Genomic DNA, 13872 nt, shown 5'->3' with positions numbered 1-13872 from the left:
GCAGTGGAGCGGTTTGTTGAAAAAGGCGGGAAACGCCTTCGATACGGATTTACTACCGGTTCCTGCGCCGCCGGGGCAGCTAAAGCTGCTGCGATCATGCTTCTATCGGATGAAAAAATATCCACCGTTTCCATTTCCACCCCGAAGGGCTGGGAGCTTTCGCTATCGGTTGAAAATGCAAGGGTGGAAGAAAGTTCGGTCTCCTGCATGATCAGAAAAGATGCCGGGGATGATCCGGACAGTACCCATGGCATGTACATTGGTGCCCGTGTAAAAAAAACGAAAGAGGCGGGCATACGAATCCTTGGAGGAGAAGGAATTGGTGTCGTGACAAAAAAGGGATTGGACCAACCGGTGGGTTCGGCTGCCATCAATTCCATACCCAGACAGATGATCCTTCAGGAAACCCGAACCGTGATCCAGGAAACGGGGTACCAAGGAGGGCTGGAAGTGACGATTTTTGTTCCCGATGGAGTGCAGCGAGCCCGAAAAACCTACAATTCCCGTATTGGAATCGAAGGGGGGATCTCCATCATCGGAACGACTGGGATCGTGGAACCCATGAGTGAAAAAGCGTTGTTGGATTCTCTTCGAGTGGAGCTGAACGTAATACGAAACAACGGTTCTCATCAAGTGATCGTTTTCCCTGGAAACTATGGAAGGCAGTTTGCGTCGGATCACTTGGATGTTTCCATGGAAAACAGCATCAAGATCGGGAACCATTTTGGCGAAGTACTGGAAATGATCTCCGATTTAAAGTTTCAAGAAGCGGTTTTTGTGGGACACATCGGTAAAATGGTGAAACTGGCAGGCGGTATCATGAATACCCATTCCCATCATTCGGATGCGCGCATGGAGATTTTGGCTGCCCATGCAGGAGCATGTGGTGCAGACAAGGAATTGCTGCAAAAGATCCTGTCCAGTGCTACATGCGACGATGCCTTGGATCACTTGAAAAAAGATGGTCGGATGAAGCCGGTGATGGAAAAAATCATGGAACGGATCGAGTACCATCTACGCTATAAGTTGGGACAGGAATTGGACTTGAAGCTGTTGGTCTTTTCCAACGACCATGGCATCCTGGGTTGGAATCCATCTGCATTTTCCCTGATCAGGGAACTCTACCCCGTAGCTATTGTGGGTATGGGACCAGGGCATCCCGATTATGTGTTGCCCAAAGCCTGGGAAGCACTGGAGGATGCAGAGGTCCTTATCGGAGGCCGACGTCATCTGGAAAGTCTGGAAGGACGACTGCAGATGGAAGGGAAACAAAAAATGTACGTGGAGGATGGTCTTTCCGGGGCATTGGAGTGTATGAAAACCTTTCATAAGAAAAAACAGGTGGCCTGTCTCGTATCCGGCGATCCGGGGTTTTACAGTCTGACCGCCTATTTGAAAAGAAATGCACCGGAAGTGACATTTCGTGTGGTTCCTGGGATATCTTCCGTTACCTATCTCTTTTCAAGGTTGCAGGAAATGTGGCATCCGGCAGATATTGTCAGTCTCCATGGCAACAATGAATTTCCGCTGGATCGAATCCGGTCTGCGCCTGTTTGTGTTTTGCTGACCGATCCTAAAAACACTCCGGGCCAAATAGCCAGGATCTTGTTGGACAAAGGAGTGGACCGCACCATGATCGTGGGGGAAGATCTTTCCTATCCCCAGGAGAAGATCACCCGGTGCAGCTTGGAGGAAGCAAAGGCAATGGGATTTGAAAATCTGAATGTGGTGGTGTTGATTGATGAAAAAATATTACCCGGGTATCCCGGATGAACATTTTGAACGAGGGGCCGTTCCAATGACCAAGGAAGAGATCCGAGCCATCACTATGTCCAAATTGCGGATGGAAGATGGTTTGGTCGGTGTGGACATTGGTGCCGGGACAGGATCCATCACGGTGGAAATGGCCTTGCAGACCCCTAATGGCAAAGTTATTGCCATCGAGACCAATGAAGCGGCCATGGATCTGATCCGGAAAAATCTGTCCTTGTTCCGCCTTCATAATGTAATCCCGGTGTTGGGAAAGGCCCCCGAAGATCTGGACATTGTAGAACCGGTAGATCGGATCGTGGTTGGAGGCAGCAAGGGGAATTTGCCCCAAATCGTGGAATGGATCGCAGGTCATTTGAAAGCGGATGGTATTGTGGTCGGCAATTTTATCGTTTTGGAAAACGCCGTGATGTTTATCCAAGGATTGAAAGCAGCCGGGTTTGACTGCGAGACCATACAGGTGAGCGTTGCCAGGGGACGGTCGGTAGGAGGAGTTACCATGATGGAGGGAAACAATCCCATTTATATCGTCACTGGAAAACTAAACAAAGAAGAGGAGATCCAATGATGGAAAAACAAGTATATTTTATCGGTGCAGGACCGGGAGATCCGGACCTGATCACAGTGAAGGGGAAAAAAATCGTAGAGAGCAGCGATGTGATCATTTATGCCGGTTCGCTGGTCAATCCGGACATCATCGCGTGTGCAAAGAAAGAAGCAGCCATTTACAACAGTGCATCCATGACTCTGGAGGAAGTTCTGGAAGTCATGGAAAAAGCAACGGCAAGCAACTTGTTGGTTGCCCGAGTCCACACTGGAGATCCTTCGATCTACGGAGCAATAAGGGAACAGATGGATGCACTAGAAAAAAAAGGAATCACATACGCAGTGATCCCGGGAGTCAGCTCTTTTACTGCGGCAGCTGCTGCACTAAAAAAGGAATTTACTCTTCCCGGCGTATCCCAAACCGTCATATGCACCCGACTGGAAGGACGCACGCCTGTACCGGAAGGAGAAGCGCTTGAAAAACTGGCGTCCCATCAAGCATCCATGGCCATTTTTCTCTCCGTTCAGGACATGGATAACGTGGTTGCCCGTCTGATGACTCATTATCCCGGAACGACTCCTGTGGCCATCGTGGAAAAAGCAAGCTGGCCGGAAGAAAGGATCCTGTTGGGAACACTGGAAGACATCGCTGAAAAGGTGAAAACGGCGGGAATCACCAAAACGGCACAGATCCTTGTGGGAGATTTCCTTGGAGACGAGTATGAATTAAGTCTGCTCTACGACAAACACTTCACCCACATGTTCCGGGACGGGATCCCCAAATGATAAAAGACCATTCCCTTGGCGTCATGGCTTTGACGAAAAAGGGATGCGCATTGGCCAGAAGGGTGGAGAATTTAGTACCGGACCGACCTGTGACCCTGTACTTGCCGGAGAAATGGACCTTGGGGACAGAAGTCGGCTATTCATTCTTCCGGGAAACGGTGGAGAAGGCGCTTTCGTCCCATGCTGGCGTTCTTTTCATAATGGCCACGGGTATTGTCGTTCGAAGCATTGCTCCCATGTTGGATTCAAAAGACAAGGATCCGGCAGTTCTGGTAATGGACGAAGGGGGAGTTCATGTCATTAGCCTGCTCTCCGGTCATTTGGGTGGCGCCAATGATCTGGCAAGGAAATTGGGTCGATGGTTGGGAGCACAGCCGGTGATCACTACAGCTTCCGATGTTTCCGATAAACATGCGGTGGATGTTTTAGCCTTGAAATATGATCTGATCTTAAAAGATCTGGAGGGGGCAAAAGTCATCACCTCCCTATTCGTCAACGATGAACCGGTAAAAGTGGTGGATCCTTTTGGTTACATGAACAAGGAGACCTTTCCTTCGTGTCAAGAACCGAAGGGAATTTTAGTCGTAAGTTCTCAACGGAACATTACCATGGATCTTCCTTTTGTCCAGTTGATCCCGAAAGATCTGGTGGTAGGGTTGGGTTGTCGTAAAGATATTCCTTTTGAAACGATCAAAAGAGCGTTGCTTGAAACTTTTGAAGAAAATAATTTGGATTTGGACGGATTGGCTTTGATGGCGACGGTGGACATCAAGGCGGAAGAAGCGGGTATCCTGGAAACGGTACAATGGCTGGATATCACACTGGTGGTTCTTTCCAGGGATCAGCTTGCAAGGACGGAAGAGAAGTTCGTTCAGTCCAGTTTTGTGAAAAAGACCATCGGTACTGGTGCAGTGGCCGAGCCTTGCGGTTACATCGCATCCAAAAACGGGACACTTTTGGTTCCCAAGACAATCAAGGATGGCGTGACGCTGTCCATATGGAGGAGAAAAACGAATGTATAAAATAAATGTGATCGGGATCGGTCCCGGATTTGAAGAAAACATGACTGGTCAGGCCATACAAGCGATCAAGGATTCTCAAGTAGTGGTTGGATATAAAACCTATATGGAATTGATCCGTCCACTGACGGTTGGAAAAGAGATCGTGGAAAATGGAATGACCCGAGAAGTGGAACGATGCAAAAAGGCCATCGAACTGGCTATGAAAAATAAAGTGGTTTCCGTTGTCAGCAGTGGAGATCCGGGAGTGTACGGAATGGCCGGTCTCATTTTGGAGATCCTCGCCAAGGAACATGACTTGTCGAAATTCGATGTGGCCATCATTCCGGGTGTTACTTCCGCCAATGCAGGAGCGGCCATATTGGGATCTCCCCTGATGCACGATTACGTGACCATATCCCTGTCGGATCTGATGACGGATTGGTCACTGATCGAAAAGCGGATACATTGTGCAGGACAAGGGGATTTTGGTGTGGTATTCTATAATCCAAAGAGCAAATCGAGACCGGATTATTTGAACAAGGCCCAAGAGATCCTGCTGCAGTATAAATCTGCAGATACGATAGTAGGCATCGTGAAAAATGCATTTAGAGATGGTCAGATCCATCAAATCTCCACATTGGGAGTCTTGGACCAATTGGATGTGGATATGTTCACTACCGTTTTCATTGGAAACAGTGCCACTTACGTAGAAAATGGACATATGATCACGCCAAGGGGTTATCAGATATGATCGTGGTCTTTGCCGGAACAAAGGACGGCAGAGACTGGGTATTGGATAGATTGGATCAAGGGGAGGAGATCGTGGTCAGTGTGGCTACGGCCTACGGTGCCAGTCTCTATCCGGAACAGGAGAAGCTGCAGGTGGTATCCGGAAGAAAAAACCTGGAGGAAATGAAGAAATTTCTCCTTGCTCACGATCCGAAGCGGGTAGTGGATTGGACCCACCCTTATGCGGTAGAAGTCTCCAGAAATATAAAGAAAGCCTGTGAAGAGCTGGTCATTCCCTATGGAAGGATCCATCGGGAAACTTCCTTGGTTGGTTTGGAACATCCCAAGATGTACACCTTCCATCGATATGAGCCATTGACAGAATACCTGAAAAAAACGAAAGGAAACATACTGTGGACCATTGGCAGCAATGGGTTGGATCAGGTGATGATAAAGGATCTGATCCACCGTTCCTATGTGAGAGTATTGCCCACATCCCAGGTGTTGATGAAATGCGAAGGGTTGGGGTTGGATCCGAGCAGGATCCTTGGTCTGCAGGGTCCGTTCAGCAAAGAGCTCAATCTAGCGATCTATCGAGATTACGATATCGAATATATGGTGACAAAGGACAGTGGAAAACCTGGAGGTACTTTGGAAAAAGTATTGCCGGCTTTGGAAATGGGAATACAAGTGCTTGTCTATGGACGACCGGTAGAATAGAAGGGAGAACCAACACATGAGTCGATTTATGATTGCAGGAACCAGCAGCAACGTGGGGAAAACTACTTTCTCCTTGGGGATCATGGCGGCGTTGACGAAACGGGGAATGAAAGTCGGTCCCTGCAAGACCGGACCGGATTATATCGATACAGGGTTTCATCAGATCGTCACAGGAAGGCCATCTTACAACCTGGACACGTATCTTCTGGACGAGGACACCATAAAATACTTGTTGGATCGGGTGGAACAGCAGGCGGATGTTGCCATCGTTGAAGGCGTCATGGGAATGTTTGATTCCTTAAGCTTGAAAGATCCAAGAGGCAGCAGTGCATATACTGCCTCCATGACCAAGACGCCGGTGGTCCTGGCCATTGATGGCAGCGGGATCTCCAGCAGTGCAGCCGCCATGGTTTTGGGATTCCAGCAGATGGACCCACATGTAGAGGTCCGCGGGGTTTTGGTGAACCGAGTTTCCGGAGAACATCACTATCAATTGATCAAAGAAGCCATCGAGTACAAGACAGGGATCCCCTGTTTTGGTTATCTTCCGAAGAACAAGGATTTTCATTTGGAAAGTCGACATTTGGGTTTGGTGCCCATCGATGAAGTGGAGAAGTTTCATGAAAATGTGGGAAAACTGGTAGAGACGGTGGAAGCCTGCATCGATCTGGATGGATTACTGAGGATGGCCAAGGGTGTGGAGACCATGGAAGTGGACCAGGAGCGGTTTATGGTCATGCAACAACAACTGGCGACTCATTTTGCCGGCAGGAAAATAGGGATCGCCAGAGACAAGGCTTTCACCTTCTATTACCAAAGCAATTTGGATCTATTGACCGACGCAGGAGCGATCCTGGTGGAGTTCTCTCCCATGAAGGATGCTCGTCTGCCGGAAGGGATCGATTCCCTTTATATCGGAGGCGGATTTCCGGAAGTGTTCGCGAAAGAGTTGGAAGAAAATGTGTCCATGAAAGAAAGTATTCTTGAATACCTGGAAAATGACGGAAAATGCTACGCCGAGTGCGGAGGTTACATGTATCTTTCCACTACCATCACCCAAGAAGAAAAAGGGACCCATGAGTTTGTGGGGTATCTGCCCTTTCACATGGAAATGACGGATCGGTTGCAGAATTTCGGATATGTACGGCTGGAAATGGATTTTCCGGAAGCTCCAAAAGAAACCAAAGGTCATGAATTTCACCACACAAGGATATGGGAGGGTAGAGAACACCTTCCCGGCTTTTATCGACTGGCCAAAGAAAAAGACGGAACCATCATCAAAAACTGGGAATGTGGAGCACATAAGAAACAGACGATTGCCGGGTACCCTCATTTGATGTTTTACACTGCACCGGAATTGACGGAAAAACTCCTGTAAAACGATTGAAAACGAGCATGTCCCTTAGGCGGCTTTGTGTTAAAATAGAAGGAGATCGACTAGAATTTATCGGCAAGGAGACGGAATATGAGCGAATTCAAGCATGGAGGTAATGTATGGCAGGGAGGTTCTCCCTTTCAATGGAAGGACTTTTCGGCGAACCTGAATCCGGAAGGAACACCGGAGATCATGAAACAGGCGATCCTGGATTCGGTGGAGGAGATCGGGTTTTATCCCGATGTGAACATGGAAGAGACCAAGGAAAACTTGGAAGATTTTTTATCATTTCCCAAGGAAAACATATTGCCCGCCAATGGGGGCATTGGTGCACTTCAACTGATCGTGGAGAAGGAACGGCCGAAAAAAACGGTGATCCTACAACCGGCTTTTGTAGAATATCAGCGGCTCAGTGAAAATATCGGGGCAAAAACTGTGCACGTTCCCATACTGCAAGACGATAAAGTGATCTACGATCTGGATCGGATCTGCAGGGAGATGGAGGAGGACACCATGCTTTTCGTCTGCAACCCGTCCAATCCTCTTGGCAGCATTTTGGAACGAGACAAGTTGGAGTTTGTATTGACTCAAGCCAGAAACAAAGGAACCTTGGTGGTGCTGGATGAAGCGTTCATCGATTATTGCGATGATCTGTCCTGCCGGGATCTGGTGTTTGAATACGACAACTTGATCATTGCCGGATCCCTGACAAAAATGTTTGCCATACCGGGCGTTCGCTTGGGCTACGTATTGACCAATACCAGCCGATTGGATCGCTACCGACGATTTCAAACCCCATGGACCTTGTCGGCCCAAGGAGTGGGGGCGGCAAGAGCCTTGCCCGAACTGAAAGTTTTTGTCGAAAAATCGGCTGCCGTCAATAAAAAAAGACGCAGTGAGATGAAAATGGAACTGGAGAAGTTGGGATTTTTGGTTTTTCCGTCCATGGGCAATTATTTGTTGTGCAAGATCCCATGGAGTCAATGGTCCGTAGCGAATCTGCAGAAAGAATTGTTGGGGGACCGGGTCCTGATCCGGGATTGTTCCAATTACGTGGCCTTGGGCGATTCCTATTTTCGAATCGGGATCAAGGATGAACAGGCAAACAACGAATTGTTGGAATCTTTGAGAAAAGTGTTGGATCGACTCCTGGATAAAGGGACGGTGGGGACGTGCTGAAAGAAAACATGGAGATCTTGTTTCTCGCCTTTCTATTGGATCTGATCTTGGGAGATCCCTATTGGCTCTACCATCCCGTACGAGCCATTGGGGCCTACATCAATTTTGAAGAGAGGCTGATCCGACGTTATTTCAAGGAAGACGGAGCACTGCGAGCCGCTGGAGTCGCCCTTGCCCTGGATACGGTGTTGGTTACCGTTTTGGTGGTATGGGGGATCTTGTGGTTGGGGGATCGGATTCATCCGATCCTGGGATATGTCCTTAAAGTCTATTTCGTGTATGCATCCATTTCCCTAAAATCTCTCCGCTACGAAGGCCTTCAAGTGGTGAAAGCCTTAAAGAGTGGTCTGCAAGCCGGAAGAGAGCGGCTGCGCTATATCGTGGGCAGGGATACAAAAGATTTGTCGGAACAGGAAGTGGTGAAAGCCACTGTGGAGACCATTGCGGAAAACACCACTGACGGCGTCATCGCACCCATGCTCTATGCCCTGCTTTTTGGACCGTTGGGCTCCATGGCTTTCAAGGCTGTCAGTACCCTGGATTCCATGGTGGGCTATCAAAACGACAAATACATCGATCTGGGACGGTTTTCCGCCAAGACCGATGATGTTTTAAACTATATACCGGCTCGATTGACAGGACCGCTGATGGTGGTTGCTTCCTTTTTTTTGAGTCTGGATCTTAAAAGGGCATGGAAGATCCTGAAACGGGATCATGCCAACCACAAGAGCCCCAATTCCGCCTGGTCGGAAAGTGCAGCGGCCGGCGCATTGGGGATCCAATTGGGGGGAGCCCACGAGTATGGAGGGGTGCTGGTGGAAAAACCCACCATAGGAGATGGGACACGGGAAGCAAGGGAAGAGGACATTCGAAGTACGATACATCTGATGTTCATGTCTGCAGTCTTGTTTATCGCCCTGATAGGAATGATCTATTTGTTTCTTTGATGAGAAAAACACAGGTACAATAAGGATCTGTGTTTTTTGTTTCGTTAAAATTTGATTAAAACCTGTTGGGAATCGTTTACTCCATCTTGTTAATTTGTTATCATGGTAAAAGACAAGGAGGGATCCATTTGATCGAAGTATCCAATCTAAAAAAAGTCTACACGTTAAGCAAGAAAGACCGGCAAAAGGAAAAGACGGCCCAGCGGGAAAAAGTTGCCGTAGACGGCATTTCCTTTCAAGCCCGGGAAGGGGAGATCTTTGGCTTGCTAGGGCCCAACGGCGCCGGGAAAACCACGACCCTGCGGTGCATCTCCACCCTGATCAAACCGACTGCCGGAAGCATTCGGGTGGAAGGGTATGACGTGGTGGAATCCGGACAGGATGTGCGAAGCTCCCTATGTTTTCTGACCAACGAACTGAAGCTGGACACCCACTTCACGCCGGCTTATACCATTGAATTTTTTGGAAAGCTCTATGGTCTGGACAAGGAAGTCATCCAGGAAAGAAAAGAGGAACTGTTCCAACGTTTTGGGATCAATGATTTTCAAAACGTGGCCATAGGAGAGTTGTCCACGGGGATGAAGCAGAAATTGTCCATTGCCGTCAGCCTGGTCCATGATCCGAAAATCATTATTTTTGACGAGCCCACCAACGGTCTGGACATCATCACCGCAAAAGGGGTCACGGATTACCTGGTGGAAATGCGAAACAAGGGCAAAACCATCATCATCTCCACCCACATCATGAACGTGGCGGAAAAACTATGCGATCGCGTCGCCATCATTTTGGATGGAAAGATCGCAGCGGAGGGGACCGTTGCGTCCATTTGTGAATCCATGGGACAAAAAGATTTGGAGGATGCTTTCTTCCAGATGTATTTAAAGAATCAGGAGGTGGGTCATCTTGGGTAAAATGATAGGAATCATCGTAAAAAAAGAACTTCGAAGACTGTTTACGGATCGTCGTTTGGTTTTCACCACATTGATCTTGCCGCCAGTGATGCTGATCGTGCTTTATGGTGTGATCGGTATCGGTGCCAGAAGCATGATCACCGATGTAGAAGAACACGTGTCTACCGTTTATACTGTTGAGGCACCGGACGCCTTGAACCAGGCCATTGCTGCAGCAGGTGCAGAAGTGGAAACGGTAGGGACTGGTGAAGTCGACGGGATCAAGGAGCAGATCCTTCAAGGAGATGCGGATGTCCTCTTGGTGGTGGATCCGGAGTTTGAATCCAAGGTGTTAAACTACGAAGGGGGCGAAAAGCCCAACATCGACACCTATCACAATCCCAGTGAAGATTATTCCTCCAGCGCCCATTATTTGGTGCAGCAGGTCCTTGGCGCCTATGAAAACCAATTGCTGGGAGAACGGTTGGGAAACCCGGCTTATGCCTCGGTCTTTGACATCAACCGCAACAATGAGGAAGCGGAAGTAATGGATGACCGAAAAGCGTCCGGCCGTTTGTTGTCCATGCTGCTCCCCATGATGATCACCATATTTCTCTTTGCAGGGGCCATGTCCCTGGGTCCGGATTCCATAGCCGGAGAAAAGGAAAGAGGCACCATGGCGACCCTGCTCATGACACCGGTTGGTCGAAACGTCATTGCCTTTGGAAAAGTGATCAGCTTGGGGATCCTGGCGTTTTTAAGTGCCCTGTCGTCATTTATCGGCATCATCATCGCCTTGCCCATGTTGGCAGAATCCATGACTGGAGATCTGGGGATGAATTTGGGTGAATTTATTCAATATGGGCCCAAAGACTATTTGATGATCCTGGCGATCCTTATTGCCCTGGAAGGGATCTTCGTTGGCCTCATCAGCGTTGCTTCCGTTCTGGCAAAAAATGTAAAAGAAGCAGGGACTTATCTGATGCCCATTTACTTTGTCGTCATGATCGCGGCCTTCAGCAACATGTATTCTACGAAAACTCCGGAGATCGTGGAGTATGCCATTCCGGTATATGGAAGCATCTTGGCCATGAAAAGCGTGTTGAATTTTGAAATGCCCATGGTTGGACTGTTGCTCAATGTGGGGGCTGCCTTGGTGGTCACCGTCATTTTGGTGTATGTCATCAAAACACTTTTTGAGAAGGAAAGTGTCATGTTCAATCAGTAGAACTTTGATTTATTTATGGTTTCAAGGGTATAGATTTTGTATCGACGATCAACGAACGAGAGGATGATTCACATGACTTTACGAAAAATTTTAACGGAGAGAAAATCGATTCGGGAATTCAAGGAAAAAAACGTGCCATTGGATACGTTGCAAGCGATCTTGACCGATGTGCAATACCGGGATGCATTGGTAAAGGATACGGACCTGGAAGCCATGCTTCTGGAAGACGGGGACTGGGCCTGCAAGATACTGGAGGGCATTGCAGGATACAATGGCCACATGGTCAAAGCCCCCCATTATGTCTTGTTTCTAAGCAAGGAAATAGCAAATCATCAAATCCAAACGGGATACTATGCAGAAAGTCTGATGCTGAAACTGGCCATGGCCGACATCGACAGCTGTTGGCTGAACGTTCCGGAAGACGGATCTGACGTCAAGGAAGCTTTGGGGATCTCTGACGAGCGGGAGGCTGCGGCCTTGATTGCCGTCGGGTATAAAAAATGGGACAAAAAAGTGATCAATCCTCTTGAAACGGGGCAAAATTATTCCAAGGCCACCTTGAAAGTGGTGGACGACAATACGTCCTATCGGTTGAAACCGGAAGAGCTGGTCTACCTGGATGAATGGGGAAAGAACCCCACTTGGGATGAACTGAGATCCTATGGTTTGGAAGATGTTTTTCATTATGTACGATTTGCTCCATCCACGTTGAATCGTCAGCCCTGGCGATTTATCCTTCGAAATAAAAAAATATATGTGGCCATTCGAAAAGACGAGGAATTGAAGATCAACGCAGAACACGAGATGCTGGAGGCGGGCATCATCATGTTTTATCTGGAGAAGATCATGTCGGAATATGGGCTGCAAGGATCCTGGACGCTGGTTCCAAGAAGCGGGAAAGACCAGGGGATACCCGCAGATTATTTCGTACCGGGGTATTTTTCCAGGCAATAAGAAAAAGAACCGTTTCGGTTCTTTTTTTCGATAGAATGCAGAAGGGTAGGGGGGACAAGCATGGATGCCGTTGAAAAAATCATCGCATTGGGAGCGATTCCAGGGATCGGGTCCCGTACCATTCATCACGCATATGAGTTTTTTGGGGGTCTGGAACAGCCTTCCATGGAAGATCTGTTGCGTTTTGTCCAGATGCTTCAGAAAAGTACGGTGAAAAAACATGTGTTGGAACAGGCACTGCGCAAAAAAGACCGGATCTTGGAAACCTGCCACCGATCCAATATCCGGCCTGTTTCGTTTGATCAACCGAACTATCCTCCAAAATTCGGCAGGTTGGATGTTCGCCCTTCCATCCTTTATGTAAAAGGGAATGAAAAACTGCTGGCAAACAAGGAATCTATTGGGATCATTGGTACCAGAAAACCGTCCCAGGAAGGTCGGGAAAGGGCTTTTCGTTTTGCAAAAAGAGCTGGAGAGAGAGGGCATACCATCATCAGTGGATTGGCGGCAGGGTGTGATACCTATGCCCATATGGGTTCTTTGGATACCACGGGAAGGACCATGGCCATTATGCCAGGTGGGATCAATAGGGTCTATCCCGCCATTAACGAAGAATTGGCCATAAGAATCTTGGACAACCAGGGGCTCCTGGTTTCCGAGTATGAGCCGGATGAAAAACCGGAACAATATAAATTTATTGCCAGAGACCGGCTGCAAGCTATCTTTAGCAACAGGATGCTGGTAGTGGAAACAGATATCGTCGGCGGGACCATGCATACGGTGAATTTTGCCAAAGATCTGGACAAACCCATTGCAGTGGTAGGTTATCCCAATATGGATCCGAACAGTCGAAGAGGAAACCGGGTACTGATGATCCATCCGGATTACCGGATCCGCTGCATTGAAAACGACGGTGATCTGGACCGTTATCTCCATGAAAAAACATAAGGGGATCTGGATCATAGTCTTCTTGCTTCTTTGGTGGATCGGTGGTTATCTGATCAGTATCCCTGTCATGGCTTTGTACAGTGTGCAACAGCAAAGCTTGTGGCGTCCTGCGTTGAAAGTGACCATGCCTGGAGGTTGGTCGACTTTGGAAAAAGACTGGTATCCCATTGTGTTGACCAGCGGAAATTCCAGTGTGAGCCGGGTGTTGAATCAGGATGCCCGCATGGTGGTGCATTACAGTTTTGGAGCTTTGGATGGGGTCCATTCCAAAATTTACGATAAGGACAGTAAATATTTTCTTTCTTTCTATGGATGTTATATAATAAGTCTGGATGATGACCCACGGGTTCTATACAAAGAAGACGGTACGTGGGATGAAAAGCTTTTGCAGCGGATCCCCAACTATGATCTGGATGTGCTTGTTTTGAGCAGCTTGGGTTGTTTTGATACAAATTCTTCCTACGAGATCACGGATCGAAAAAGTGGGATCGCTGTTGCCGGATTCGATGATTGGACTCGATTTGATGCAAAAGTCCATACCAACAGTCCCGACCATGATTGGTCGAGATTTCATCCCGCCTATTTTCAATACGGTTTTCCTCTGGGAAATGCAGAGGAGGATTTTCCAAAGGTGGATCTGAACGGACGCATGTATGCCCGATATTTTGAAGACGAGTCTTTATATGTGATGTTTTTTATTATCGGGGAAGAAGAAGATTTCATCCAGGAAACAGACGAAAGATTCATTCAACGATCCGTGGTCACTCCCAGATAGAATCCGAATGGACAGAAGGAGCAG

Annotated in this window: 14 protein-coding genes; all 14 read left to right on the top strand. The window is 48.1% G+C overall.

The genetic code is table 11. The features are described 5' to 3' along the window. Window positions 1–3: 3 nt before the first annotated feature. The 14 genes from cbiD (at window position 4) to J0B03_RS01625 (ending at window position 13848) form a co-directional block, all read left to right on the top strand. A complete protein-coding gene (gene cbiD / locus J0B03_RS01690) occupies window positions 4–1773 on the top strand; it encodes a cobalt-precorrin-5B (C(1))-methyltransferase CbiD (protein WP_246798156.1) in 1770 nt (589 codons plus the stop codon). Continuing rightward, on the top strand, window positions 1742–2338 hold the full coding sequence (gene cbiT, locus J0B03_RS01685) for a precorrin-6Y C5,15-methyltransferase (decarboxylating) subunit CbiT (protein ID WP_207300163.1): 597 nt from the start codon (window positions 1742–1744) through the stop codon (window positions 2336–2338). Before cbiD ends, cbiT begins: the two co-directional genes overlap by 32 nt. Next, entirely contained in the window at window positions 2338–3102 is a 765-nt protein-coding gene (cobM, locus tag J0B03_RS01680) for a precorrin-4 C(11)-methyltransferase (protein ID WP_207300162.1), read from the top strand. The genes cbiT and cobM overlap by 1 nt, the downstream gene beginning before the upstream one ends. Further along, complete coding sequence (locus tag J0B03_RS01675) at window positions 3099–4124, top strand: cobalt-precorrin 5A hydrolase (protein ID WP_207300161.1); 1026 nt, start codon at window positions 3099–3101, stop codon at window positions 4122–4124. Before cobM ends, J0B03_RS01675 begins: the two co-directional genes overlap by 4 nt. Beyond that, a complete protein-coding gene (cobJ, locus tag J0B03_RS01670) occupies window positions 4117–4854 on the top strand; it encodes a precorrin-3B C(17)-methyltransferase (RefSeq protein WP_207300160.1) in 738 nt (245 codons plus the stop codon). Before J0B03_RS01675 ends, cobJ begins: the two co-directional genes overlap by 8 nt. After that, window positions 4851–5552: a precorrin-6A reductase gene (gene cobK / locus J0B03_RS01665; protein WP_207300159.1), complete on the top strand. Its 702-nt coding sequence runs from the start codon at window positions 4851–4853 to the stop codon at window positions 5550–5552. Before cobJ ends, cobK begins: the two co-directional genes overlap by 4 nt. 16 nt (window positions 5553–5568) lie before the next feature. Next, window positions 5569–6930 carry a cobyrinic acid a,c-diamide synthase CobB gene (locus tag J0B03_RS01660; RefSeq protein ID WP_207300158.1) on the top strand — a complete coding sequence of 454 codons (1362 nt, stop codon included), beginning with the start codon at window positions 5569–5571 and terminating at the stop codon, window positions 6928–6930. Between the two features lie 87 nt (window positions 6931–7017). Then, window positions 7018–8106 carry a pyridoxal phosphate-dependent aminotransferase gene (locus tag J0B03_RS01655; protein ID WP_207300157.1) on the top strand — a complete coding sequence of 363 codons (1089 nt, stop codon included), beginning with the start codon at window positions 7018–7020 and terminating at the stop codon, window positions 8104–8106. Continuing rightward, entirely contained in the window at window positions 8100–9053 is a 954-nt protein-coding gene (cbiB, locus tag J0B03_RS01650; RefSeq protein ID WP_246798155.1) for an adenosylcobinamide-phosphate synthase CbiB, read from the top strand. The genes J0B03_RS01655 and cbiB overlap by 7 nt, the downstream gene beginning before the upstream one ends. A gap of 128 nt (window positions 9054–9181) precedes the next feature. Next, window positions 9182–9964 (top strand): ABC transporter ATP-binding protein, encoded by a 783-nt coding sequence (locus tag J0B03_RS01645; RefSeq protein WP_207300156.1) that lies wholly within the window; start codon window positions 9182–9184, stop codon window positions 9962–9964. A gap of 1 nt (window position 9965) precedes the next feature. Further along, window positions 9966–11171 carry an ABC transporter permease gene (locus J0B03_RS01640; protein WP_246798212.1) on the top strand — a complete coding sequence of 402 codons (1206 nt, stop codon included), beginning with the start codon at window positions 9966–9968 and terminating at the stop codon, window positions 11169–11171. Between the two features lie 72 nt (window positions 11172–11243). Beyond that, a complete protein-coding gene (locus J0B03_RS01635; RefSeq protein WP_207300154.1) occupies window positions 11244–12125 on the top strand; it encodes a nitroreductase family protein in 882 nt (293 codons plus the stop codon). A 60-nt stretch (window positions 12126–12185) separates the two neighbouring features. Next, entirely contained in the window at window positions 12186–13073 is an 888-nt protein-coding gene (locus J0B03_RS01630) for a DNA-processing protein DprA (protein WP_207300153.1), read from the top strand. After that, the gene (locus tag J0B03_RS01625; RefSeq protein ID WP_207300152.1) at window positions 13060–13848 is read left to right on the top strand and encodes a hypothetical protein; all 789 of its coding nucleotides are present in this window, start codon (window positions 13060–13062) and stop codon (window positions 13846–13848) included. Before J0B03_RS01630 ends, J0B03_RS01625 begins: the two co-directional genes overlap by 14 nt. Window positions 13849–13872 lie beyond the last annotated feature (24 nt).

Source organism: Alkalibacter rhizosphaerae, from assembly GCF_017352215.1.
Taxonomy (GTDB): domain Bacteria; phylum Bacillota; class Clostridia; order Eubacteriales; family Alkalibacteraceae; genus Alkalibacter; species Alkalibacter rhizosphaerae.
Note: the sequence above shows the minus strand (reverse complement) of the source record. Positions and strands in the feature narration are given on the sequence as shown.

What these genes read in the sequence shown, in the direction of transcription:
- cbiT (WP_207300163.1), top strand. Translation starts at nt 1,742, where the DNA reads ATGAAAAAATATTACCCGGGTATCCCGGATGAACATTTTGAACGAGGG.
- cobM (WP_207300162.1), top strand. Translation starts at nt 2,338, where the DNA reads ATGGAAAAACAAGTATATTTTATCGGTGCAGGACCGGGAGATCCGGAC.
- J0B03_RS01675 (WP_207300161.1), top strand. Translation starts at nt 3,099, where the DNA reads ATGATAAAAGACCATTCCCTTGGCGTCATGGCTTTGACGAAAAAGGGA.
- cobJ (WP_207300160.1), top strand. Translation starts at nt 4,117, where the DNA reads ATGTATAAAATAAATGTGATCGGGATCGGTCCCGGATTTGAAGAAAAC.
- cobK (WP_207300159.1), top strand. Translation starts at nt 4,851, where the DNA reads ATGATCGTGGTCTTTGCCGGAACAAAGGACGGCAGAGACTGGGTATTG.
- J0B03_RS01660 (WP_207300158.1), top strand. Translation starts at nt 5,569, where the DNA reads ATGAGTCGATTTATGATTGCAGGAACCAGCAGCAACGTGGGGAAAACT.
- J0B03_RS01655 (WP_207300157.1), top strand. Translation starts at nt 7,018, where the DNA reads ATGAGCGAATTCAAGCATGGAGGTAATGTATGGCAGGGAGGTTCTCCC.
- J0B03_RS01640 (WP_246798212.1), top strand. Translation starts at nt 9,966, where the DNA reads ATGATAGGAATCATCGTAAAAAAAGAACTTCGAAGACTGTTTACGGAT.
- J0B03_RS01635 (WP_207300154.1), top strand. Translation starts at nt 11,244, where the DNA reads ATGACTTTACGAAAAATTTTAACGGAGAGAAAATCGATTCGGGAATTC.
- J0B03_RS01630 (WP_207300153.1), top strand. Translation starts at nt 12,186, where the DNA reads ATGGATGCCGTTGAAAAAATCATCGCATTGGGAGCGATTCCAGGGATC.
- J0B03_RS01625 (WP_207300152.1), top strand. Translation starts at nt 13,060, where the DNA reads ATGAAAAAACATAAGGGGATCTGGATCATAGTCTTCTTGCTTCTTTGG.